This window comes from Pseudomonas sp. PDM20 (assembly GCF_014852575.3).
GTDB lineage: Bacteria > Pseudomonadota > Gammaproteobacteria > Pseudomonadales > Pseudomonadaceae > Pseudomonas.
In genome coordinates this window covers 5,629,583-5,652,395 of the sequence record NZ_CM181224.1, presented here as the reverse complement: position 1 = coordinate 5,652,395, position 22,813 = coordinate 5,629,583, and the positions used below count along the sequence as shown (strand labels likewise).

The window sequence follows — 22,813 nt, the reverse complement described above, 5'->3', positions numbered from 1 at the left end:
GCCTCCGCTGTGTGTACGTATGCGTGTGTATTGTGCCGTCTGCTCAAGATTTGAGCAAATGCCCCTGGCTATTTGGTCGCTTTCAGCACCACGAATTTCGGATTTGCCGCCACCTGCTCGACGCCGCGGAACAGGCGCTTGAGCTTGGCGTGGTAGCCCAGGTGGCGGTTGCCGACGATCCACAGCTCGCCGCCGGTGACCAGCGCGGCGCGGGCCTGCTGGAACATGCGCCAGGCGAGGAAGTCGCCGACCACCTGCTGCTGGTGGAAGGGCGGGTTGCACAGGATCAGGTCCAGGGAGTCGGCGGCCTGGCTGGCGAGGCCATCGTCGGGGTGGATGTCCACCGAGCGGTCACCCAGGGCGGCCTGCCAGTTCTCCCGCGCGGACTGCACGGCCATGTACGACTCGTCCACCAGCGTCAGCTCGGCCTGCGGATTGAGCAGCGCGAAGGCGATGCCCAGCACGCCGTTGCCGCAGCCCAGGTCCGCCGCGCGCACGGCGTGGTGCACTTGCGGCAGGTGCGGGAGGAAGGCGCGGGTGCCGATGTCCAGGCCTTCACGGCAGAACACGTTGGCGTGGTTCAGCAGCGTCAGCGCCGGTTTGTCCAGGCGGTAGCGACTCGGGTAGGGCGAGGAGGGCGTGGGGCGCGCTTCGGCCGTCGCCACCAGCAGGCGGGCTTTCTTCACGGCGAGCGAAGCCTGCATCGGGCCGATGTACTTTTCCAGCAGGTCGCCGGCGGCACGCGGCAGGTGCTTGATCATGCCGGCAGCGACGACTTTGGCGCCCGGCGCGAGCTGGTCGTGCAGACGGATCAGCTGTTCCTCCAGCAGCGCGAGGGTCTTGGGCACGCGGATCAGTACGTGATCGAACGGGCCTTGCGGCGTCTCGCTGGCGGGCACGAAGCTCAGCGGCGCGTCGGTGAGGCCGTTGCGTTCGAGGTTGCGCTCGAGGGCGATAAAGCCCAGGTGCGAGTCGCCGCTGCTGGTCAGGCGCACATGGGGCGCGAGGCTGGCGGCGAGGGCGCCGAAGCTGTCGTTGAGCACCAGCACGCGGCTGTCCGCGCCGACGCCTTGCTCGTGGAGATGCGCGAGCAGGTACTCGTCGGCCGCATCGAAGGCCTGCAGCGGGTCTTCGCGCTGTTCGGGGTGGCGGACCAGGTCGAGCTGGGCGAAGGGGCTGGCGAGGACGGGCATGGGACTCTCGAAACGACGGAAATGGCTGAGATAGAGGTGCTGCTTCGTTGGCAATGAGTAGTGGCCTATTGCAACGATTTTGTCATTAAATTGAGACGTGGTTGACTCGCAATGGCTTGTGCGGGCCAGCGTTATACCGAAAAATTATGACCTATCCGCCCCGCCTTCGTCTGCGCGGCGGCTTCCCAATAATAACCGGGCGGTCCATGCGACCCGGTAGGGCCCGATCCCGGAGCTGCGCTCCGCCGACCGACGGCCACTCTTCCAAGTCTTCACGAATCCTCGACACGCGACAGTCGTTCGCGCGCCGGGCTATTGCCATTGCATAAGGATATCGATGTACCAGTCGTTGCTCGGGGTGGCCTTGTCCGCCCTTTTCCTCGTGGCTCAACCGGCCTTCGCCGAAGAGCCCATCGTCATCAAGTTCTCCCACGTCGTCGCCGATGAAACGCCCAAGGGCCGTGGCGCGCTGCTGTTCAAGAAACTGGTGGAAGAGCGCCTGGCCGGCCAGGTGAAGGTCGAGGTGTTCCCCAACTCCACGCTGTTCGGCGATGCCGACGAACTGCAGGCGCTGCAGGACGGCAAGGTGCAGATGCTGGCGCCGTCGCTGTCGAAGTTCGAGGGCTACACCAAGCAGCTGGAAGTCTTCGACCTGCCGTTCCTGTTCGACGACCTGGAAGCGGTGAAGCGCTTCCAGAAGCGCGACAAGAGCCGCGAACTGCTGCACTCCATGGCGCGCTCGGGCATCTATGGCCTGGCCTACTGGAACAATGGCATGAAGCAGCTCTCGGCCAACCGCGAACTGCGCGCGCCGGCCGATGCCAAGGGCCTGGCCTTCCGCATCCAGCCGTCTTCGGTGATCAACGCCCAGTTCGGCCTGCTCGATGCCACGGCGGTGAAGATGCCCTTCGCCGAGACCCTCAAGGCGCTGCAGGATGGCAAGGTGCAGGGCACCGAGAACACCTGGTCGAACATCGGCAGCCAGAAGCTCGACAGCGCCCAGCCGTTCATCACCGAGACCAACCACGGTGTGCTCAGCTACATGGTGATCAGCAACCAGAAGTTCTGGAACAGCATGCCCTACCCGGTGCGCACCCAGCTGGAAAGCATCATCGAAGAAGTCACCGTCGAGGTGAACAAGGACGCCGAAGCGCTGAACCAGAAGGAGCGCGAGCACGTCGTCGCCAACGGCAAGGCGCGCATCGTCGCCCTGACCCCGGCCGAGCGCGAAGCCTGGCGCACCGCCATGCAGCCGCTGTGGAAGCAGTTCGAGGGTGAGATCGGCTCCGACGTGCTGCGCGCCGCCCAGGTGGTGAACCGCAAGCATTGATCCACAGGGACTGATCCAGAGCAGGCTTGTGGCGATCTCACCGGATAGCCACAAGCCTTGCGGGTGTTTCTCGCGCCGGGAATACGGGAAAATGGGTCGTTGCCTGCAAAGGAGCGGACGATGACCGCCAGCGAAGAGAAGTTCACCCGCCAGACCCTGGTGGAGGTGCAGACGCTCACCCCGAGCCTGTTCACCCTGCGCACCACCCGCGACAGCGGCTACCGCTTCCGCGCCGGGCAGTTCGCCCGCCTGGGCGTGTACAAGCCCAGCGGCAGCATCGTCTGGCGCGCCTACTCGATGGTTTCGGCGCCCCACGACGACTTCCTCGAGTTCTTCTCCATCGTCGTTCCCGGCGGTGAATTCACCAGCGAGCTCAGCCGCCTGCGCGTCGGCGACCAGTTGCTGGTGGATCGCCAGGCCTTCGGCTTCCTCACCCTCGGCCGTTTCCCCGATGGCCGCGACCTCTGGCTGCTCTCCACCGGCACCGGCCTGGCGCCGTTCCTGTCGATCCTGCAGGACTTCGAGGTGTGGGAACGCTTTGAGACCATCAAGCTGGTCTACAGCGCCCGCGAGGAAAAGGAACTGGCCTACCGCGAGCTGATTGCCAGCTTCGGCGCGATGGAGCATCTGGCCGAACATATCCACAAGCTGCAGTTCATCCCGGTGGTCACCCGCGAACAGGTGCCCGGTTGCCTGAACGCGCGGATCACCACGCTGATCGAGAACGGCGAGCTGGAACGCGCCGCCGGTCTGGAGCTCACCCCGGAACATTCGCGGGTGATGCTCTGCGGCAACCCGCAGATGATCGAGGACACCCGTGCCGTGCTGAAGGCACGTGGCATGAGCCTGGCGCTGACGCGCAAGCCCGGCCAGATCGCCGTGGAAAACTATTGGTAAGTTCGGCCCGATAGATTTTGAAAAGATTGTCCCCTTAGGGCCGCAGGGCTTTGCCCTTAGGATAAGCGTCCGTTTCCCTTTTTTCGGACCTTATGGACAGTCAAAGTACAACGCCGGCCCCGGTCGCTACCCCTGTAGAGCCGGCGTTCGGCGAACCTCCCCCGGCACCCGCGTTCGCGGATAAGCCTTCCCAGCCTGCCATGGCGCGCGCCCAGCGAGGTCGTTCGACATGGAATGGTTGATGGACCCCACGGCCTGGCTCGGCCTGCTCACCCTGATCCTGCTCGAGCTGGTGCTCGGCATCGATAACCTGGTCTTCATCGCGATCCTCGCGGACAAGCTGCCGCCGCACCTGCGCGACCGCGCGCGGCTGATCGGTCTGTCGCTGGCGCTGCTGATGCGCCTGGGCCTGCTGGCGAGCATTTCCTGGCTGGTCACGCTCACCGAGCCGCTGATCGAGGTGTTTGGCAAGTCCTTCTCCGGCCGCGACCTGATCATGCTGTTCGGTGGTCTGTTCCTGTTGTTCAAGGCGACGCTGGAGCTGCATGAACGCCTCGAAGGCCGCGTGCACACCTCCAACGGCAAGCGTGTCTACGCCGCCTTCTGGCCGGTGGTTGCGCAGATCGTGGTGCTGGACGCGGTGTTCTCCCTCGACGCGGTGATCACCGCCGTGGGCATGGTCGAGCAACTGGAAGTGATGATGATCGCGGTCATCTTCTCCATCGGCCTGATGATGGTGGCCAGCAAGCCGCTGACCCGCTTCGTCAACGAACACCCGACGGTGATCATGCTGTGCCTGGGCTTCCTGTTGATGATCGGTTTCAGCCTGACGGCCGAAGGCCTGGGCTTCCACATTCCGAAAGGCTACCTGTATGCCGCCATCGGCTTCAGCCTGCTGATCGAGATGGCCAACCAACTGGTGCGCTGGAAGCGCCAGAAGAGCCAGCGCGGCCAGCGTGGCCTGCGCCAGCGGACCGCCCACGCCGTGCTGCGCCTGATGGGCGGCAAGGTTGATGCCGACGAAGTGGGCGAAGACATCGCCGACCTGGTGGGCCCGGACGATGGCGGCGACGCGCCGTTCCACCGCCGTGAGCGGGTGATGATCAGCGGTGTGCTGGGCCTGGCCGAGCGTCCGGTCAAGGCCGTGATGATCGACCGCCAGCGCGTACACCGCGTGGACGTGGCCGACAGCCCGGAGAACATCCGCCGCGCGCTGCTGGAGTCGCCTTACTCGCGCCTGCTGGTGATCCGCGAAGGCAACATCGACGAGCCGCTGGGCTATGTGCACAAGAAGGAGCTGTTCTCTGCCCTGTTGCAGGGCCGTGAGCTGGACATCCTGCCGCTGCTGCGCGAGCCGCTGAGCCTGCCGGACAGCAGTACGGTGCTGGGCGCGCTGGAGCTGATGCGCGAGGCCTCGACCCACCTGGCCTTCGTGGTCAACGAGTTCGGTGGCTTCGAGGGCATGCTGAGCATGACCGACGTGCTGGAGGCGATTGCCGGTGAACTGCCGGACGCCAGCGAGGTGTCCGGTACGGACATCGAGGCGGAGGAGGGCGCTTATCGGGTGGACGGTGCCGTAACGCTGTCGGCGCTGGCCGAGCGGGTCGGCTTCCACGCCCGCCCGACGGCGGAGTACCAGACCCTCGGCGGGCTGGCGCTCAAGCACCTTGGCCGCTTGCCGGCCAAGGGTGACACGCTGGAGCTGGGCGGCTGGCGCCTGGAAGTGACGGACGTCAGCGAGCGGCGCATTGGCCGCGTGCTGCTGACGCCTCCGGACTGACGTCAGGGGCCGCCCCCGGCCCGGTCAGCGATCTGCTCAAGGAGCGCGGTTGTTCTGCTGCTTGAGCAGGTCGCGGATCTCGGTCAGCAGGGTTTCTTCAGCGCTCGGCACCGGCGGGGCGCTGGGCTCCACGGCCTCTTCACGCTTGAGTTTGTTGATGGCCTTCACGCCCATGAAGATGGCGAAGGCCACGATGATGAAGTCCAGGCAGGTCTGAATGAATTTGCCGTAGGCCAGCATCACCGCCGGCGTCTGGCCCTCGGCGGCCTTGAGCGTGATCGCCAGGTCGGAGAAGTCCATGCCACCGATCAGCAGGCCAATGGGCGGCATGATCACGTCACCGACGAAGGACGAGACGATCTTGCCGAACGCCGCGCCGATGATGATACCGACGGCCATGTCGACCACGTTGCCCTTGACCGCGAAGGCCTTGAATTCGTTGAGCAGACTCATGCACAGACTCCTTGTTACGCAAAAAGAGGGGACAGGCGCAGTTTAGCGGCCCGTCGCCGTCTGAACACCCCGTGCGCGGTCAATTCCAACGGTATGACCGGCGGCGGTGGGCGGCATCGCGCCGTGGTCTAGGCTTATCGGGCAAGCCATCCACTCCAACGCATCCAACAAGGAGGCCCGCCATGCCGCTCGAGCATCATCCCCTGTCCCGCGAATTCCCCGACCAGAAGGCCCTGATGACCCGCTTGCACGGGAAGGACGCGAACTTCACCCGCATGGCCGCCAGCTACGAGGAGCTGGACAAGAAGATCTACGACATCGAGGACGGCCGCCAGGCGATGGACGACCTCGCCCTCAACTCCCTCAAGCTGCAGCGCGTGGCGCTGAAGGACGAGATTTCCGACCTGCTCAAGCGATCCGGTTGAGCTTGACCAGAGTCAAGGGTGGCTGCCTGCGCGAGGCGTAGGCTCCCGTCATCTCTTTCCAACCGGTGCCACCGCCATGCGTAAAGCCCTTTCGTCCTCTGGCAAGTCCGTCACCAAGCTCCCCAAACGCAACGCCGAAGCCCTGCGCGCCCAGGAGCGCCTGGTCCGCCTGAAGCTGCAGTACGAGCTGCTGGACCAGCGCATCGGTCGTGTGGAAGAGGGCATCGAACGCCCCGACTGCACCCTGGCCTCGCTGCTGATGCGCCGCGAAAGCCTCAAGCACGATATGGAAAGTCAGTATCGCCGCCTGGCGAGCTAAGAACCTGTCTACGGTCTGCTGCGCGTCGGCAGAACCGCGCTGAAATCGGCCTCGGGGTGCTCATTTGCTGCGTGTAAACTCCGCTCCCTCAACCGATTTCAGCGCACTTCTGCTCTAGCTCGCGAGACCGTAAATAGGTTCTGAACCGCTCCACCCGATTGGCTTATGATGGGGACTTTGCATTCGACGGAAGTCCCCCCATGGCCAAGGCCAAGCGCATGTACGGCTGCACCGAGTGCGGCGCCACCTACCCCAAATGGGCCGGTCAATGCCCTGATTGCGGCGCCTGGAACACCCTGGTCGAAACCGTCATCGACACCACCCCCACCGGCGGCTCGGCCAGCAGCTCCTCCGGCCGTGGCGGCTGGGCCGGCCAGCAGGCCAACATCAAGACCCTCGCCGAAGTCAGCGTCGAGGAAATGCCGCGCTTCTCCACCGCCTCGGCGGAGCTGGACCGCGCCCTGGGCGGCGGCCTGGTCGACGGCTCGGTGGTGCTGATCGGCGGCGACCCCGGCATCGGCAAGTCCACCATCCTCCTGCAGACCCTCTGCAACATCGCCACGCGCCTGCCGGCGCTCTATGTCACGGGTGAGGAATCCCAGCAGCAGGTCGCCATGCGCGCCCGCCGCCTGGGCCTGCCCGAGGACAAGCTCAAGGTCATGACCGAGACCTGCATCGAGACCATCATCGCCACGGCGCGCCAGGAGCAGCCCAAGGTAATGGTGATCGACTCGATCCAGACCATCTTCACCGAACAGCTGCAATCCGCACCCGGCGGCGTCGCTCAGGTGCGCGAAAGTGCGGCGCTGCTGGTGCGTTTCGCCAAGCAGAGCGGCACGGCAATCTTCCTGGTCGGCCACGTCACCAAGGAAGGCTCCCTGGCCGGCCCGCGTGTGCTGGAGCACATGGTCGACACCGTGCTGTATTTCGAGGGTGAATCCGACGGCCGCCTGCGCCTGCTGCGGGCGGTGAAGAACCGCTTCGGCGCGGTGAACGAGCTGGGCGTGTTCGCCATGACCGACCGTGGTCTGAAGGAGGTTTCCAACCCGTCGGCCATCTTCCTCACCCGCGCCCAGGAATCGGTGCCGGGCAGTGTGGTCATGGCCACCTGGGAAGGCTCGCGGCCGATGCTGGTGGAGGTGCAGGCGCTGGTGGACACCAGCCACCTGGCCAACCCGCGCCGCGTGACCCTGGGCCTGGACCAGAATCGGCTGGCCATGCTGCTGGCGGTGCTGCACCGCCACGGCGGCATCCCGACCTACGACCAGGATGTGTTCCTCAACGTGGTCGGCGGTGTGAAGGTTCTGGAGACGGCGTCGGACCTGGCGCTGATGGCGGCGGTGATGTCCAGCCTGCGCAACCGCCCGCTGGATCACCAGTTGCTGGTGTTCGGCGAGGTCGGCCTGTCCGGCGAGGTGCGGCCGGTGCCCAGCGGCCAGGAACGTCTGAAGGAAGCGGCCAAGCACGGCTTCAAACGCGCCATCGTGCCCAAGGGCAATGCGCCGAAGGAGTCGCCGCCCGGCCTGCAGGTGATCGCCGTGACGCGCCTGGAGCAGGCGCTGGATGCGTTGTTCGAATAGGTTGATTTCAGCGTTGCGGGTGAGCGATCGCGGACGGAGTCCGCTCCTACGAAAATGCCAACCTGGGCGTAGGAGCGGACTCCGTCCGCGATTGGCCCGCGTCGAGACGTGATCTCAATGCTCGCTGAGCAGCGTCAGCTCCCGCTCCAGCAGTGACTCATCACCCAGGTTCAGCTCCACCAGGCGCCGCAGGTGGCTGATGGAATCCAGGTCGATGTGCCGGCAGTTGAAGCCCAGCAGGCCTTCGCGCTCCCAGGCGAGGTCGGCCTCCATATAGACGTTGACGTCGAAGCCCAGGTAGATGCGCACCTGCACCGGTTCCTGCGCGACGATGCCCCAGTGTTCCGGCCGCTGCACCAGCAGGCCCTGCAGGGACAGGTCGAGCAGCGTCACCTTCCAGCGCTGGTCACCCTGGCTGATCTCGGTGCCGGCGTCGAAGGCGATGCGCTGGAAGCGCCGGCGCTCGTCGTGATCGTCAGTCATGTCGTGGCTCTCCGGCCGTTTCTGCTTCGCCTCACTATAGACGCAAGCCATTGCCGACGCGTCGTACACCGATTGCTGATGTTTCGTCCGTCAGACACAGCCCACACGGGTTTGACAGCCTGCAGACCCTCGCCAAAGCTCCATGTGCGTTTAACCACTACAACTGCGGAGTGCAGAGCATGGACAATAAAGTGATCAAGGGTCTGATTTTTGGGGTTATCAGCGTTGCCAGTCTGGCGGCGCACGCAGATGAAGCCGGGCAGAGCGGCAAGGGCTGCGGTTGGGGCAACATGGTCTTCGACGGTCAGCGCGGCCTGTTCCCGCACCTGCTGGCCACCACCACCAACGGCACCTCGGGCAACGCCACCTTCGGCCTGACCTCCGGCACCAACGGCTGTGACGCCAGCCAGCGCATTTCCTATGGCGGCCGCTCGATCTTCGCCATGAACGGTATGCTCGACAATATCGCCGAGAACATGGCCCAGGGCCACGGCGAGGCGCTGGACGCCTACGCCGTCCTGCTCGGCATCCCGACCCAGGACCGCGCGCACTTCGCCCAGGTCACCCAGCAGCACTTCGGTGAGATCTTCACGTCCAAGGACGCCACCGGCGAGCAGGTGCTCAACAACACCCTGGCGGTGATGAGCCGTGACCAGACCCTGGCACAGTACGCCAAGCAGCCGGCCTGACGACCGCTACGCCGCAAAAGGCCCGCCCCAGGCGGGCCTTTTCATTTCCTGACCCTGCGGTCGAGCGCGTGACCTCCGGCAATAAGCGCGTAACCGCCCTAGACTAAGGTCGTATGAATGGGTCGCCGGAAAAGACTAGAATTTTTCTGCGAATTCTCGCCTTCAAACTGTCGGAAGCCTCGCTATGAACAATAACAACAGCCTGCTACGTCACCTCGCCTGGCTGGCGGTGGCGATAGTCGGTGCATTTGCCTTGGGAGTCGTGGCACTACGTCGCGGCGAAGCCATCAACGCACTGTGGATCGTCGTCGCGGCGGTTGCCATCTACCTGGTCGCCTACCGCTACTACAGCCTGTTCATCGCCACCAGGGTGATGCAACTGGACGCCAACCGAGCGACCCCTGCGGTCCTCAACAACGACGGTCTGGACTACGTCCCGACCAACAAGCACATCCTCTTCGGTCACCACTTCGCTGCCATCGCCGGCGCCGGCCCGCTGGTCGGCCCCGTACTGGCCGCGCAGATGGGTTACCTGCCCGGCACGCTCTGGCTGATCGCCGGCGTGGTGCTGGCCGGTGCCGTGCAGGATTTCATGGTCCTGTTCATCTCCAGCCGCCGCAACGGGCGTTCGCTGGGTGAACTGGTACGCGAGGAAATGGGGCAGGTGGCGGGGACCATCGCTCTGTTCGGCGCGTTCCTGATCATGATCATCATCCTCGCGGTGCTCGCGCTCATCGTGGTGAAGGCCCTGGCCGAAAGCCCTTGGGGCATGTTCACCGTGCTGGCGACGATCCCGATCGCGCTGTTCATGGGCGTGTACATGCGCTACATCCGCCCGGGCCGCATCGGCGAGATTTCCGTGGTCGGCATCATCCTGCTGCTGGGCAGCATCTGGCTCGGTGGCCAGATCGCCGCCAGCCCCGAGTGGGCCCCGGTGTTCACCTTCCATGGCGTGCAGATCGTCTGGATGCTGATCGCCTACGGCGCGATCGCCTCGGTCCTGCCGGTGTGGCTGCTGCTGGCGCCGCGTGACTACCTGTCGACCTTCCTCAAGATCGGCACCATCATCGCCCTGGCCATCGGCATCGTGATCGTTTCGCCGGAGCTGAAGATGCCGGCCCTGACCCAGTTCACCGACGGCACCGGCCCGGTGTGGAAGGGCGGCCTGTTCCCGTTCCTGTTCATCACCATCGCCTGTGGCGCCGTCTCCGGCTTCCACGCGCTGATCTCCTCGGGCACCACGCCCAAGCTGCTCAACCGCGAGCCCGACGCCCGCTACATCGGCTACGGCGGCATGCTGATGGAGTCCTTCGTGGCCATCATGGCGATGGTCGCCGCCTCGGTCATCGAACCGGGCATCTACTTCGCCATGAACAGCCCGCCGGCCGTGGTCGGCACCGACGTTACCGCGGTGGCCGCGACCGTCAGCAGCTGGGGCTTCACCATCACCCCGGAAATTCTGACCCAGACTGCCAAGGACATCGGCGAGACCACCATCCTGGCCCGTGCCGGTGGTGCGCCGACCCTCGCCGTGGGCATCGCGCACATCCTTCACCAGGTGCTGCCGGGTGAGAACACCATGGCCTTCTGGTACCACTTCGCGATTCTCTTCGAGGCGCTGTTCATCCTCACCGCGGTGGACGCCGGCACCCGTGCCGGGCGCTTCATGCTGCAGGACCTGCTGGGCAACTTCGTCCCGGCGCTGAAGAAGACCGAATCCTGGACCGCCAACATCATCGGCACCGGCGGCTGCGTCGCGCTGTGGGGCTGGCTGCTGTACCAGGGCGTGGTCGATCCGCTGGGTGGCATCAACACGCTGTGGCCGCTGTTCGGCATCTCCAACCAGATGCTCGCCGGCATCGCGCTGATGCTCTCCACCGTCGTGCTGATCAAGATGAAGCGCCAGCAGTACGTCTGGGTGACCGCCCTGCCGGCCGCCTGGCTGCTGATCTGCACCACCACCGCCGGCCTGATCAAGCTGTTCGACAGCAACCCGGCCGTGGGCTTCATTGCCCTGGGCAAGAAATACTCCGCCGGCCTGGACGCCGGTCAGATCATCGCTCCGGCCAAGGACATCGGCCAGATGCAGCATGTGATGATGAACGCTTACATCAACGCCGGCCTCACCGTGCTGTTCCTGCTGGTGGTGTTCAGCGTGCTGGTGTACGCGATCAAGGTAGGCGCCAGCGCCTGGACCAAGAAGGAGCGCACCGACAAGGAAGCTCCGTTCCAGCCGATTCCGGACGCCTGACGGAGGAGCATCATGTTCAACGACCTCAGCCGCATGGGTAAGTATCTCGGGCAGGCCGCACGCATGCTGGTCGGCATGCCCGATTACGACACCTACGTTCAGCACATGCAGAACAAGCACCCGGACAAGACTCCGATGACCTACGAGGAGTTCTTCCGCGAGCGCCAGGAGGCGCGCTACGGTGGCGGCAAGGGAAGGCCGATCCGCTGCTGTTGAGTCCGCGGATGGGTGTATAACGGACGGGCCGCGAGCGATCGCGGCCCGTTTTCATTTCCGCCCGTTTTTCATTCTGATTGCCTGGAAGTTTCCATGACCGATTCCGCAAGCGCGCCGCAGATTCCGGTGACCGTCCTCACCGGCTTCCTCGGGGCCGGCAAGACCACCCTGCTCAAGCACATCCTCAAGGCAGAGCACGGCCTGAAGATCGCCGTGATCGAGAACGAATTCAGCGAGACGCCGATTGACGCTCAGTTGCTCGGCGACGACGCGGTTCAGGTGACGACGCTGTCCAACGGCTGCGTCTGCTGCACCATCAATAGCGACCTGGAGCGCGCGCTCTACGTCCTGCTGGAGCGCCGCGACAACGGCGAGCTGGCCTTCGACCGCGTGGTGATCGAGTGCACCGGCCTGGCCGACCCGGCCCCGGTCGCGCAGACCTTCTTCGTCGACGAGACCCTGCGCGAGCGCTACCTGCTCGACGGCATCATCACCCTGGTGGACGCCGCCAACGCCGAGCGCCACCTGCAGGAAGCCATCGCCCAGGCCCAGGTCGGCTTTGGCGACCGCATCCTGGTGAGCAAGAGTGACCTCGTTTCTCCTGCGCAGTACGAGGCCCTGGTCGAGCGCCTGCAGCGCATCAACCGCCGCGCCGAGATCCATGCCGTGGAGCACGGCGCCATCGAACTGGAGCGCCTGCTCGACGTACGCGGCTTCAACCTCAACGCCGACCTCGGCCTGCGCCCGCTGCTGCGCCCCGTGCGCCCGGCGGCGGATACGACCGACCGCATCACCACCCTGGTGCTGCGCAGCGACAACCCGCTGGATATCGAGCGCCTCAGCGAATTCATGGACGACCTGCTGCAGTGGCACGGCAACTCGCTGCTGCGCTACAAGGGCGTGCTGAACATCGCCGGCGAGGAGCGTCGCCTGGTGTTCCAGGGCGTGCTGCGGTTGTATGGCTTCGACTGGGATACGCCGTGGAAGGGCAACGAGCAGCGCGAGAGCGTGATCGTCTTCATCGGCGACAACCTGCCCGAAGAAGAGATTCGTCGTGGCTTCGATCGCATCACGGGCGGCCCGACCGCCTGAATGAAGAACGCCCGGCTAATGCCGGGCGTTCTTCTTTACGCGCTTTGCGTAGGGCGCATAACGCGCCAGCGTTATCCGCCGCAGGTGTGCTGGCGGATAACCTGTTCCAGGTTATGCGCCCTACGTTCATGTGCGACGGGGGCTCAGCCGCCGATCAGATGCTTGAGCGGGTGGTAATCCGCCTTCAGGTTCCCCGCCGCCTTGAGGATGGCCTGCTCGATCGCATTCAGGTGCATGCAGGTCAGCTCGATGGCCGCCGCCTGGTTGCCGGACTCGATGTACTCGATCAGCCGCTGGTGTTCGTTGCCGCGGCAGGTCTCGTGCTGGTCGTCGTCCAGGGTGGTGGCGTAGAGCGAGGCGCGCTCGATCAGCTTGCGGAAGAAGTCCAGCAGCACCGGGTTGTTCAGCGCCGCTGCCAGCTTCAGGTGGAACTCGCCCAGCAGGTGGACGAACCGCGCGTGGTCGTGGTCGTGGGTCGCCTCTTCCAGCGCCACGTGGTCGCGCAGGTCCTGGATGATCGCGCTGTCCGCGCGGCGACAGAGTTCACTGACGATGCCGATCTCGATCAACCGCCGCGTTTCGAACAGCGAGCGGATCTCCTCGTCGCTGGGTAAAGACACCCACGCACCCTTGTTGAGCGCGCTGGAAACCAGTCCATCCGCTTCCAGATGTTTCAGCGCCGCGCGTACCGAAGTGCGGCTGACCTTGAACAATTCCGCCAATGCCGCCTCGCCCAGCTTCATGCCGGGGCGCAGGGTGCGCTTGCTGATTGCCTCGTAAACCCCTTGGTAGACGCGTTCCACCGTGGACTCGGGGTGATTCTCCGCCATGAGCGACTCCGCCTCTTGCTTGACCCTTCAAAGGATGCCGCAAAACCGTCCGTGCAAAACCAGTTGCAGAAGAAAAATACATCAGCTATTTCTAGATTGCATTCAAATATTGCATACAAAAACAAGAGGAATGCACCAAAATGAATCACTCGTCGTCAGTCGAGGTGCGTCGGGTCAGCAAGCGCTACACCGATGATCCCAACGTCGCTCCCGCCCTCAACGAAGTGTCGGTCGACATTGCCCATAATGAGTTCTTCACCTTGCTGGGGCCTTCCGGCTGCGGCAAGACCACGCTGCTGCGCAGCATCGCCGGTTTCGAGAACGTCACCTCCGGCGACATCCTCGTCGGCGGCGAGCGGGTCAACGACCTGCCGCCCTACCGTCGCCGCATCAACACCGTGTTCCAGAGCTACGCCCTGTTCCCGCACATGTCGGTGAGCGAGAACATCGCCTTCGGCCTGGAGATGCAGGGCCTGGCGCGCGGCGAAATTCCCGGCCGGGTGAAGGAAATGCTGGCGCTGGTGCAGATGGAACACCTGGCGCGCCGCAAGCCGGCCGAGCTGTCCGGCGGCCAGCAGCAACGTGTGGCCCTGGCCCGCGCGCTGGCGCCCAAGCCGTCGGTGCTGCTGCTCGACGAGCCGCTGTCGGCGCTGGACCTGAAGCTGCGCAAGGAGATGCAGGTCGAACTCAAGCGCGTGCAGGAAGAGGCGGGCATCACCTTCATCTTCGTCACCCACGACCAGGAAGAAGCGCTGACACTGTCCGACCGCATCGCCGTGATGTCCCACGGCAACATCATGCAGATCGGCACGCCCAACGAAATCTACGAACGCCCGACGCACCGCTTCGTCGCGCAGTTCATCGGCGACATCAACTTCCTCCCCGGGCAGATGCGCCAGGGCGGGTTCCACCCCAACGCCATGGCCTCGGAGATCCCCTGCGAACTGCCGGCGGGCCTGAGCAGCGCCAGTGTCCAACTCGCCTTTCGCCCGGAGCGCTCGAAGCTGGTCGACCCGTCGCAGCCGCACCACCTGCGCGCGGTGATCGAGACGGTGATGTACGTCGGCACCGCCACGCTGTACCGCTGCCGCTTGCCGGATGCTTCGCAGATCACCCTGCGCGAGAGCAACGAGGGCGGTCGCGCCCGCGACGTCGGCGAGGCCGTGGCGGTGCACCTGCCGCCCCAGGCCTGCCTGCTGATGGAGGCCTGAAATGAACGAGTCGCCCACCACTCGCCGCCTGTTGCTGCTCAGCCCGGTGGCGCTGACGCTGCTCGGGCTGATCGCCATCCCGCTGGCGATCATGGGTTACATCAGCCTGCTGCCGCGCAACCTCTACGGCGGCGTCGACTGGCACGCCGACTGGCAGATCCAGAGCTACGTGCAGCTGTTCTTCCAGGAAGACTTCGACGGCAACCTCGAGCTGAACTGGGTCTATGCCCAGGCGCTGCTGCGCTCGCTGTTCCAGGCCGGCGGCACCACGCTGTTGTGCTTCCTCTTCGGCTTCCCGGTGGCGCTGTGGATGACCAGTCTCAGCGAGCGTTCGCGCAACCTGATGGTGCTGCTGATCACCATCCCGTTCTGGACCAACCTGCTGATCCGCAACTACGCCTGGCTGATCATCCTGCGCGAGCACGGCTGGGTCGCCCAGTCGGTCAACGCGCTGTTCCCCCAGGCCGGCGGCATCACCCTGCTGTACAACGACTTCGCGGTCTGCGTCGGCCTGGTCTACAGCTTCCTGCCGTTCATGATCCTGCCGATCTACTCGACCCTGGAGAAGCTCGACTGGCGCCTGGTCGAGGCCGCCTATGACCTGGGTGCGAACCGCTGGAAGGCTTTGCAGCGGGTCATCCTGCCGCTGTCCATGCCCGGTGTGATCGCCGGCTCCCTGCTGGTGTTCGTCCCGAGCCTGGGCGCCTTCATCACCCCGGCGATCCTCGGCGGCGGCAAGACCCTGATGATCGGCAACCTGATCCAGCAGCAGTTCGGCACCGCGCGCAACTGGCCGCTGGGCGGTTCGCTGTCGTTCCTGCTGCTGGCGATCATGCTGCTCGCCCTGATCGCGTTCGCCCTGTATAGCCGCCGCGCCGCCAAGGCCGTCCACCTGGGAGGAGCCAACGCATGATCGCCCAGCACCTGAAGAAACTGCCCGGCACCCGCGAAACCAGCCTGCTGGTCCTGGCCTACCTGTACCTGCCGATCTTCGTGCTGATCGGCTACAGCTTCAACGCCAACCGCTCGGCCACGGTGTGGACCGAATTCTCCTTCGCCTGGTACGGCAAGATAGTCGCCAACCCCTCGATCCAGGCGGCGGCGTTCAACTCGCTGGTGGTTGCCGGCTTTGCCACCGTGCTGTCCACGGCGATCGCCCTGGCGGCGGCGCTGGCGACCTCGCGGCCGTTCTACGGGCGGCGCCTGGTGGAGGGCGGCATCAACCTGCCGCTGATCCTGCCGGAGATCGTCATTGCGGTGGCCACGCTGCTGCTGTTCATGTCGCTGGGCATCAAGCTGGGCCTGATGACGGTGATAGTCGCCCACGTCGGCTTCTGCATTCCCTTCGCCTACCTGCCGATCCGTGCACGCCTGAACGACCTGGACAAGAGCCTGCTGGAAGCCGCCGGCGACCTCTACGCCAGCCCCTACCAGGTGTTCCGCCGGGTGACTTTGCCGCTGCTGTGGCCGGCGGTGCTGTCCGGCGCGGTGCTGGCGTTCGTGGTCAGCCTCGACGACTTCATCATGACCTTCTTCGTCGCCGGCCCCGGCTCGACGACGCTGCCGGTCTACATCTTCTCGGCCATCAAGGCCGGGGTGACCCCCGAGATCAACGCAATCTCGACCCTCATGCTGGTGATTTCCATCGTCCTCGTGGTGCTGTCGTACTGGCTCGGCCAGCGCGGCAAACCGGACGCCTGATCAAGACTGCCAACCTTTCGTTTTCTGACCTTACGTTTCGGAGAGCAACATGAAGTTGAATGCCCTGCGTCACGGCCTTGCCGGTTTGTCCCTCGCCCTGCTGGCTGCGGGCGTCGCCCAGGCCGAGGAGCCCAAGCAACTGTTCTTCTACAACTGGACCGACTACTACCCGGTGGAACTGCTGGCCAAGTTCGAGAAGGAGACCGGCATCAAGGTCACCATGGACGGCTACGACAGCAACGAGACCCTGCTGGCCAAGCTGCAGGCCGGCGGCGCGGCGTACGACGTGATCGTGCCGTCGCACTCGATCATGCAGACGCTGATCAACCAGGACCTGCTGCTGGAAATCGACACGCCCAAGCTGGCCAACTTCCAGTTCGTCAAGCCAGCGTTCCGCGACCCGGGCTTCGACCCCGGCCGCAAGTACTCGGCGCCCTACCTGTGGGGCACCACCGGTTTCTCCTACGACAGCGCACGGGTGCCGGGCGGCAAGCTGGATGACTCCTGGAAGGAGTTCTTCGAGCCGCGTCCGGAACTGCAGGGCCAGGTCGCCGCGCTGGATACTCCGAGCAGCCTGATCAACGCCGCCGCGCACTACCTCAACGTCGACGAGTGCACCGAGAACCCGCAGGACGCCAAGAAAATTCTCGAGTTGCTGCAGAAGCAGAAGCCCTTCCTGAAGATGTACAGCTCCGACAACACCGTGGACCGCATGGCCTCCGGCGAAGTCGTGCTGATGCAGAACTGGAACGGCTCCACCGCCCGCGCCACGCTGCAGAAGAGCACCATCAAGTACGTCTACCCGCGCGAAGGCGTGGCCTCCTTCCAGGACAACTTCGCCGTGCCGAAAAGCGCGCCGCACCCGGAGAACGCCAAGGTCTTCATCAACTGGATGATGAAGCCGGAGAACGCCGCCGCGGTGACCAACGCCATTGCCTATTCCAACGGCATCCAGACCGACCACCTGCTGGACGCCAAGTGGAAGGTCATGGACGCCATCAACATGCCCGAGGAGTACGCCTCGCGCCTGCGTCTGGAAAAGGAATGCAGCAACAAGTCCCGCGAGCTGCAGGATCGCATCTGGTCCAAGCTCAAGGGCTGATGGATTGGCCCGACCACGTGCCGGGCCTGCTCGCTCCTACAGTTGTCGCTCCGGTCTACCCCGTAGGGCGCATAAAGCGGAACGCTTTATCCGCCGTCGAGCTCCTCGGCGGATAACCGCGAGCGGTTATTCGCCCTACGTCATTTATCCGATTTCTGTTCGAGGTCCCCATGACCGACAGCTACTGGCTGCGCAACATCCGTCCGCTGGGCAATGCAGCGGAAGACTTCCTCATCCGTGACGGCCGCATCGCCGAACGCCGTCCGGCCGACAACACCGCGCCGCAGGCCGGCGACATCGACGGCGGCGGCCAGCTCCTGCTGCCGCCGCTGGTGGAAAGCCACTGCCACCTGGACAAGACCCTCTGGGGTCAACCCTGGCGCCCCAACAGCGCCGGGCCCACGCTCAAGGACTACATCGCCAACGAGCGCCGCGTACTGCGTGAGATCGAGGCGCCCATCGCCGCACGCGCCGGCGCGCTGCTGGAGCAGTGCATCGCCCGTGGCTCACTGACCTTCCGCTGCCACGTGGATATCGATCCCGAACTGGGCCTGCGCCACGTGGTAGCGATGCAGGCGCTGCGCGAGCGCTATGCGGACCTGATCGACATGGAGTTCGTGGTCTTCCCGCAGACCGGCCTCGTCAGTCGTCCCGGCACCGCCGAACTGATGCGCGAAGCGCTGGCGCTGGGTGTGGAAAATGTCGGCGGCCTCGACCCCTGCGGTATCGACGACGACCCCATTGCCCAGCTCGATATCGTCTTCGGCCTGGCCGTGGAATTTGGCCGTGGCGTGGATATCCACCTGCACGACAAGGGCGAACTGGGCCTCTGGCAGATCGCTCGCATCGCCGACTACACCGAGCGCCACGGCCTGCAGGGCAAGGTGATGATCAGCCACGCCTACTGCCTGGGCATGGCGCCCTGGGAGCAGGTCGAGCCGCTGGCCGAGCGACTCTCCGAACTGGGCATTTCCCTGATGAGCTCCGCGCCGGCCGACACCCCGGTGCCGCCGTTCCTCGCCCTGCGCGAGGCCGGCGTGAACCTGTGCCTGGGCAGCGACGGCATCCGCGATGCCTGGTCGCCCATGGGCAACGGCGACATGCTCGAACGCGCCATGTTCCTCGCCTTCCGCTTCGACCTGTGCAAGGACGACGACCTCGCCGCCGCCTTCGCCGCTGCTACCGACAACGGCGCTCGTGCACTGGGGCGCGAGCCAGCGCGTCTTGAAGTTGGTGCGCCGGCGGACTTCCTCCTGCTGCCGGTGGAAACCCTCGGCGAAGCCGTGGTCGCGCGCCCGGCGCAGCGCCGGGTATTCAAGGCCGGCAAGCTGATCGCCGAGCACGGTCGCCTGGTGGAGTCGCGTCTGTGAGCACGCCACGCATCGGCCTGAAAGCCAGCTTCGTGGTCGGCTTCGACGGCGCGCAGCACGTGCTGTGGCGCCACGGCGAAGTAGTGTTCGAGAGCGGCAGGATCGTCTTCGTTGGCCGTGGCTTTCCCGGCGACGTCAGCCAGTGGATCGACTACGGTCACGCGCTGATCGGCCCCGGCTTCATCGACCTCGATGCCCTCGGCGACCTCGACTCCACCGTGCTCACCCTGGACAACGGCGCCGAGTGGAACATGGGCCGCGTCTGGTCCGAAGACTACCTGCGTGCCGGGCCGAGCGAGTGCTACAGCCCGGACGAGGAACTGTTCAAGTACCGCTACGCCTTCACCCAGTTGATCCGCAACGGCATCACCACCGCCATGCCGATCACCTCGATGTACTACCGGCGCTGGGCCGAGCACTACGACGAGTTCGCCGGGGTCGCCGCGCTTTCCCGCGAGCTCGGCCTGCGCACTTACCTCGGCCCCTGCTACATGAGCGGCATGACCTATGCCCGCGCCGACAGCAGCCCTGCGCAGCACTGGGACGAAGCTGCCGGCCTCGCCGGACTGAAGGAAGCCGAGCGCTTCTTCCATGACTTCGACGGCGCCCACCACGGCCTGGTGCGCGGTGCGCTGCTGCCGGACCGCATCGAAACCTGTACGCCTGCGCTGCTGGAGCGCACCGCCGCTGTACAGCGCGAACTGAGCGCGCCGCTGCGCCTGCACTGCTGCCAGTCGCGCTACGAGGTGGAGCTGGTGCGTCGCCTGCGCGACACGTCCTCGCTGCAGTGGCTCGACGGCTACGGCCTGCTCAACCCGCGCAGCGTGCTGCCCCACGGTATTCTGCACAGCGGCGAGCATGAGTTGCAGCGCCTCGCGGATACCGGCGCGAGCCTGGTGCATTGCCCGGTGGTGTTCGCCCGCGAAGGCGACGCGCTGGATTCCTTCGGCGCTTACCGCGCACGCGGTATCAACCTCGCCATGGGCACCGACACCTTCCCGGCGGACATGCTCGACAACCTGCGCCAGGGCCTGAACATCGCGCGGGTGAAGGAGGGCGACGCCGAACACACGCGCATGCTCGATCTCTATAACGCCGCCACCCTCGGCGGCGCCCAGGCGCTGGGCCGCGACGACCTCGGCCGTCTCGCCGTCGGCGCCCGGGCAGACATCACGGTGTTCCGCCTTGGCGACTTCCATCAGGGCCCATTCTTCGATCCGCTGAAGAACCTGTTCACCGCCGGCCGCGGCGATGACTGCATCGCCAGTTTCATCGACGGTCGCAGCGTGATGCAGGGCGGCCAGGTGATCGGTGTCGATTACGCCGACCTGCAACGCCGCGCCGACGCGCTGTTCCAGAAACAGATGCAGCACCACGCCGACCGCGCTTTCGGCAACCCGCCATGGCGCACGCTGTTCCGTTCCGCGATTCCCTTTGCCGAATCGTACAGCGCCGCCGCACCGCTACTCGACGCGCACGCACCAACGGCCCCGTGAAGGATCACCCCATGCTCAGCTTCGACTTCCAGCAGCTCTCCGCCCGCGAGAAATACAAGATCCTCATTGGCAGTGTGGTACCCCGGCCCATCGCCCTGGTCACCACCATCGACGCCGAGGGGCGCGTGAACGCGGCGCCCTTCAGCTTCTTCAACGCCCTCTCTGCCGACCCGCCGATCCTCGCCCTGGGCGTGGAGAACTACAGCGATCTGAGTCCCAAGGACACCACGCTGAACATCCGGCAGAACCAGGAATTCACCGTGAATATCGTCTCCGACGCGCTGGTGGAAGCCATGAACGTCTGCGCCGTGCCCTTCGAGCCGGGCTTCGACGAGTTGGTCGCCGCCGGACTCACCGCCATCCCCGGCACCCGTGTCGGTTGCCCGCGCATCGGCGAGGCGCCGGTGGCGCTGGAGTGTCGGCGGATGATGGCACTGTCCATCGGCCAGTCACGGGAAATCATCCTCGGCGAAGTGCTGATGGCCCACGTGCGGGACGACCTGATCGATCCGGCGACGCTCTACATCGACCAGCTCGGCCTCGACGCCATTGGGCGCATGGGCGGACATGGTTATGCACGCACGAGGGAGTACTTCGACCTGCCGACGCGGTCGTTGAAGCAGTGGATGGAATCGCCCGGCGCAGGGGGGCGCCTCTGGGGGGGAGCAGAGGAGTTGGCCTGACTCTGCCAGCAGGGCTCAGGGCACAATAGCCGGCTGAGTGCGGACCCTGTTCTGCTGGTCGTGTATGCCGGGTGAATTCCCGCACAGAGAGTATCCGCCGCCCGTTACCCCGCCTTCGAATCGGCTACCCGTTCCGGCTTCATTCCGCACCTCTCCGGGGCAGGCCGGTGCGTTAGTGCGCGCAGCAGAGCGCGACGAATTGATGCCACAGAACCCGGCGTAGATCGAGCTCGTCGGCTTGACCTCGTCGGGAAGCTCTGTCTCTGCCGCGCTGGCCGATCTTATGGGCGTTTTGGCGATTCAGTCTCTGCCCACGTTCGGTTTGAGCGCGGTACGTGCTGATGGCCATAGGCCTTCAATTACGTGCCCAGGGGTGGGGTAGCGCTCGGATGCATTGTCACAGGATATGACCGCTAAGCATCGTTCCGGGAAAATCGGATGGGTGATTATAGGCGGTCTAGTTTTTGATGTTATTTGTAAATGGCAGATTTTAGTGATTTTTTTGTAATTATCGACGATTTTCAATGGAAAATTTGAGTGCTCGCGCTCAGGGCTAGAGCGGATTAATTTTCTGTTTTCACGATTCCTTAACGAATTCTTAAGAATTTTCTGAAGCCGTGATACCCTACCCACGTTTTTTGTAATGGCTTTTTGATGGTGCATCTTTAAGGCCGCCTCGCAGTGGCGAGGGTTATTCAGGGACGAAGATTCAGTGGCGTTGCTTCTCCAGCCTCCTGGCGTCGACATGCTGTGCAACCAGGCGTTTTCCCGAGACTTCAGTCTCCCGGGTACTCCCTTTGTTGCCATCCTCATGTGCGCCCATAACGGTGCTGAGTTCTTCGCCCGGCAATTCGATTCATTCGAACAGCTGGTCTACCGGAGCTGGTCGCTGCATGTTTCCGACGATGGTCCGGAAGACGGCACGCACGAGGTGCTCCAGGCTTATGCCGAGCGGTGGGGCGCGCGCAGGCTGAGAGTGGTTGGCGGTCCGCGGGCAGGCTTGGCCCGTAACTTCCTATCCCTGACGTGTCGAGCCGATATCGAGGCCGACTACTTCACCTGGTCCGATCAGGACGATATCTGGAGCGCCGAAAAGCTGCAGGTCGCCGTCGACTGGCTACGCGGCATTCCTGCCGAAGTCCCTGCGGTTTACTGCGGGCGCACCCAGATCATCGGTGAAGCGGAAACCCCTCTGGGGGTGTCGGCGAATTTCTCGTTGCCGCCGCATTTCAAGAATCCCCTGGTGCAGAGCATCGGGGGTGGCAACGCCATGGTGTTCAACCGGGCTGCGTGGGCGCTGATTGCGCAGGCCGGTGCCGAGTTGAAGGTGCCGTCCCACGACTGGTGGTGCTACCAACTGATCACCGGTGCGGGAGGGGTCGTTCATTACGATCCGCAACCGCACGTGTTCTACCGCCAGCGCGATGGGAGCGTGATAGGTGCCAACTCCGATTGGTGCGCTCGCCTCCGGCGTCTGGCCGTTGTTCTCCAGGGGCGCTTCTACGAGTGGAGTGCCCAGAACATTCGTGCTCTCGAGTCGCTGAGTCATCGCTTGAGCACGGACCATCACAAGACCCTCAAGCTTTTCAAGGCGGCACGCAAGCGACGACTGCCCGGCCGGGTTGCTTGCATCCTCAAGGCTGGACTGCACCGGCAGACCCTCTCAGGGAATCTTGGACTGGCTCTCGCGACACTACTGAAAAAGATCTGAT

At 64.7% G+C, this 22,813-nt stretch carries 22 protein-coding genes; 18 read left to right on the top strand and 4 right to left on the bottom strand.

Annotated elements, in window-relative coordinates:
• Positions 1 to 68: 68 nt before the first annotated feature.
• Positions 69 to 1,193, bottom strand: coding sequence for a methyltransferase (locus IB261_RS26015; protein WP_192383802.1), 1,125 nt, complete (start codon positions 1,191 to 1,193; stop codon positions 69 to 71).
• Positions 1,194 to 1,530: 337 nt separating this feature from the next.
• Between IB261_RS26015 and IB261_RS26010 the strand changes: the two genes are divergently transcribed.
• The 3 genes from IB261_RS26010 to IB261_RS26000 all read left to right on the top strand — a co-directional run bounded on the left by IB261_RS26010 (position 1,531) and on the right by IB261_RS26000 (position 5,200).
• Complete coding sequence (locus tag IB261_RS26010; RefSeq protein WP_192225337.1) at positions 1,531 to 2,523, top strand: TRAP transporter substrate-binding protein; 993 nt, start codon at positions 1,531 to 1,533, stop codon at positions 2,521 to 2,523.
• 120 nt (positions 2,524 to 2,643) lie between these two features.
• Entirely contained in the window at positions 2,644 to 3,420 is a 777-nt protein-coding gene (locus tag IB261_RS26005; RefSeq protein WP_192383803.1) for a ferredoxin--NADP reductase, read from the top strand.
• Between the two features lie 229 nt (positions 3,421 to 3,649).
• Positions 3,650 to 5,200 (top strand): TerC family protein, encoded by a 1,551-nt coding sequence (locus IB261_RS26000; RefSeq protein WP_192225338.1) that lies wholly within the window; start codon positions 3,650 to 3,652, stop codon positions 5,198 to 5,200.
• 36 nt (positions 5,201 to 5,236) lie between these two features.
• Here the strand turns inward: IB261_RS26000 and mscL are convergent, their stop codons facing one another.
• On the bottom strand, positions 5,237 to 5,653 hold the full coding sequence (gene mscL / locus IB261_RS25995; RefSeq protein WP_045216609.1) for a large-conductance mechanosensitive channel protein MscL: 417 nt from the start codon (positions 5,651 to 5,653) through the stop codon (positions 5,237 to 5,239).
• A 182-nt stretch (positions 5,654 to 5,835) separates the two neighbouring features.
• On the opposite strand from mscL, the gene IB261_RS25990 reads away from it, so the two are divergent.
• The 3 genes from IB261_RS25990 (at position 5,836) to radA (ending at position 7,977) form a co-directional block, all read left to right on the top strand.
• On the top strand, positions 5,836 to 6,078 hold the full coding sequence (locus tag IB261_RS25990; protein WP_081520069.1) for an HP1242/YdcH family protein: 243 nt from the start codon (positions 5,836 to 5,838) through the stop codon (positions 6,076 to 6,078).
• Positions 6,079 to 6,154: 76 nt separating this feature from the next.
• Positions 6,155 to 6,397 carry a hypothetical protein gene (locus IB261_RS25985; RefSeq protein WP_081520070.1) on the top strand — a complete coding sequence of 81 codons (243 nt, stop codon included), beginning with the start codon at positions 6,155 to 6,157 and terminating at the stop codon, positions 6,395 to 6,397.
• A gap of 200 nt (positions 6,398 to 6,597) precedes the next feature.
• Complete coding sequence (gene radA, locus IB261_RS25980; RefSeq protein ID WP_081520071.1) at positions 6,598 to 7,977, top strand: DNA repair protein RadA; 1,380 nt, start codon at positions 6,598 to 6,600, stop codon at positions 7,975 to 7,977.
• Positions 7,978 to 8,091: 114 nt separating this feature from the next.
• Here the strand turns inward: radA and IB261_RS25975 are convergent, their stop codons facing one another.
• On the bottom strand, positions 8,092 to 8,460 hold the full coding sequence (locus IB261_RS25975) for a PilZ domain-containing protein (RefSeq protein ID WP_192383804.1): 369 nt from the start codon (positions 8,458 to 8,460) through the stop codon (positions 8,092 to 8,094).
• 179 nt (positions 8,461 to 8,639) lie between these two features.
• Between IB261_RS25975 and IB261_RS25970 the strand changes: the two genes are divergently transcribed.
• From IB261_RS25970 to yjiA, 4 genes are all read left to right on the top strand, one after another.
• Entirely contained in the window at positions 8,640 to 9,149 is a 510-nt protein-coding gene (locus IB261_RS25970) for a DUF3015 domain-containing protein (RefSeq protein ID WP_081520073.1), read from the top strand.
• Positions 9,150 to 9,333: 184 nt separating this feature from the next.
• Positions 9,334 to 11,400 (top strand): carbon starvation CstA family protein, encoded by a 2,067-nt coding sequence (locus IB261_RS25965; protein WP_192383805.1) that lies wholly within the window; start codon positions 9,334 to 9,336, stop codon positions 11,398 to 11,400.
• A gap of 12 nt (positions 11,401 to 11,412) precedes the next feature.
• Positions 11,413 to 11,616: a YbdD/YjiX family protein gene (locus tag IB261_RS25960; protein WP_015478970.1), complete on the top strand. Its 204-nt coding sequence runs from the start codon at positions 11,413 to 11,415 to the stop codon at positions 11,614 to 11,616.
• A gap of 93 nt (positions 11,617 to 11,709) precedes the next feature.
• The gene (yjiA, locus tag IB261_RS25955) at positions 11,710 to 12,708 is read left to right on the top strand and encodes a GTPase (RefSeq protein ID WP_192383806.1); all 999 of its coding nucleotides are present in this window, start codon (positions 11,710 to 11,712) and stop codon (positions 12,706 to 12,708) included.
• 143 nt (positions 12,709 to 12,851) lie between these two features.
• Here yjiA and IB261_RS25950 read toward each other — a convergent pair whose 3' ends face one another.
• Positions 12,852 to 13,538 (bottom strand): GntR family transcriptional regulator, encoded by a 687-nt coding sequence (locus tag IB261_RS25950; protein WP_081520076.1) that lies wholly within the window; start codon positions 13,536 to 13,538, stop codon positions 12,852 to 12,854.
• Positions 13,539 to 13,678: 140 nt separating this feature from the next.
• Between IB261_RS25950 and IB261_RS25945 the strand changes: the two genes are divergently transcribed.
• From IB261_RS25945 to IB261_RS25910, 8 genes are all read left to right on the top strand, one after another.
• Positions 13,679 to 14,749, top strand: coding sequence for an ABC transporter ATP-binding protein (locus tag IB261_RS25945; protein WP_192383807.1), 1,071 nt, complete (start codon positions 13,679 to 13,681; stop codon positions 14,747 to 14,749).
• A 1-nt stretch (position 14,750) separates the two neighbouring features.
• Positions 14,751 to 15,662 (top strand): ABC transporter permease, encoded by a 912-nt coding sequence (locus IB261_RS25940; RefSeq protein ID WP_081520077.1) that lies wholly within the window; start codon positions 14,751 to 14,753, stop codon positions 15,660 to 15,662.
• Positions 15,659 to 16,450, top strand: coding sequence for an ABC transporter permease (locus tag IB261_RS25935; RefSeq protein ID WP_151188395.1), 792 nt, complete (start codon positions 15,659 to 15,661; stop codon positions 16,448 to 16,450). The genes IB261_RS25940 and IB261_RS25935 overlap by 4 nt, the downstream gene beginning before the upstream one ends.
• Positions 16,451 to 16,499: 49 nt before the next feature.
• On the top strand, positions 16,500 to 17,552 hold the full coding sequence (locus IB261_RS25930) for an extracellular solute-binding protein (protein ID WP_151188394.1): 1,053 nt from the start codon (positions 16,500 to 16,502) through the stop codon (positions 17,550 to 17,552).
• A 170-nt stretch (positions 17,553 to 17,722) separates the two neighbouring features.
• On the top strand, positions 17,723 to 18,922 hold the full coding sequence (locus IB261_RS25925; protein ID WP_192383808.1) for an amidohydrolase family protein: 1,200 nt from the start codon (positions 17,723 to 17,725) through the stop codon (positions 18,920 to 18,922).
• Positions 18,919 to 20,418, top strand: a complete 1,500-nt coding sequence (locus IB261_RS25920) for an amidohydrolase family protein (protein WP_192383809.1) — start codon at positions 18,919 to 18,921, stop codon at positions 20,416 to 20,418. The genes IB261_RS25925 and IB261_RS25920 overlap by 4 nt, the downstream gene beginning before the upstream one ends.
• A gap of 11 nt (positions 20,419 to 20,429) precedes the next feature.
• On the top strand, positions 20,430 to 21,101 hold the full coding sequence (locus IB261_RS25915) for a flavin reductase family protein (RefSeq protein ID WP_192383810.1): 672 nt from the start codon (positions 20,430 to 20,432) through the stop codon (positions 21,099 to 21,101).
• A gap of 712 nt (positions 21,102 to 21,813) precedes the next feature.
• A complete protein-coding gene (locus tag IB261_RS25910) occupies positions 21,814 to 22,812 on the top strand; it encodes a glycosyltransferase (RefSeq protein WP_318653091.1) in 999 nt (332 codons plus the stop codon).
• Position 22,813: the final 1 nt, after the last annotated feature.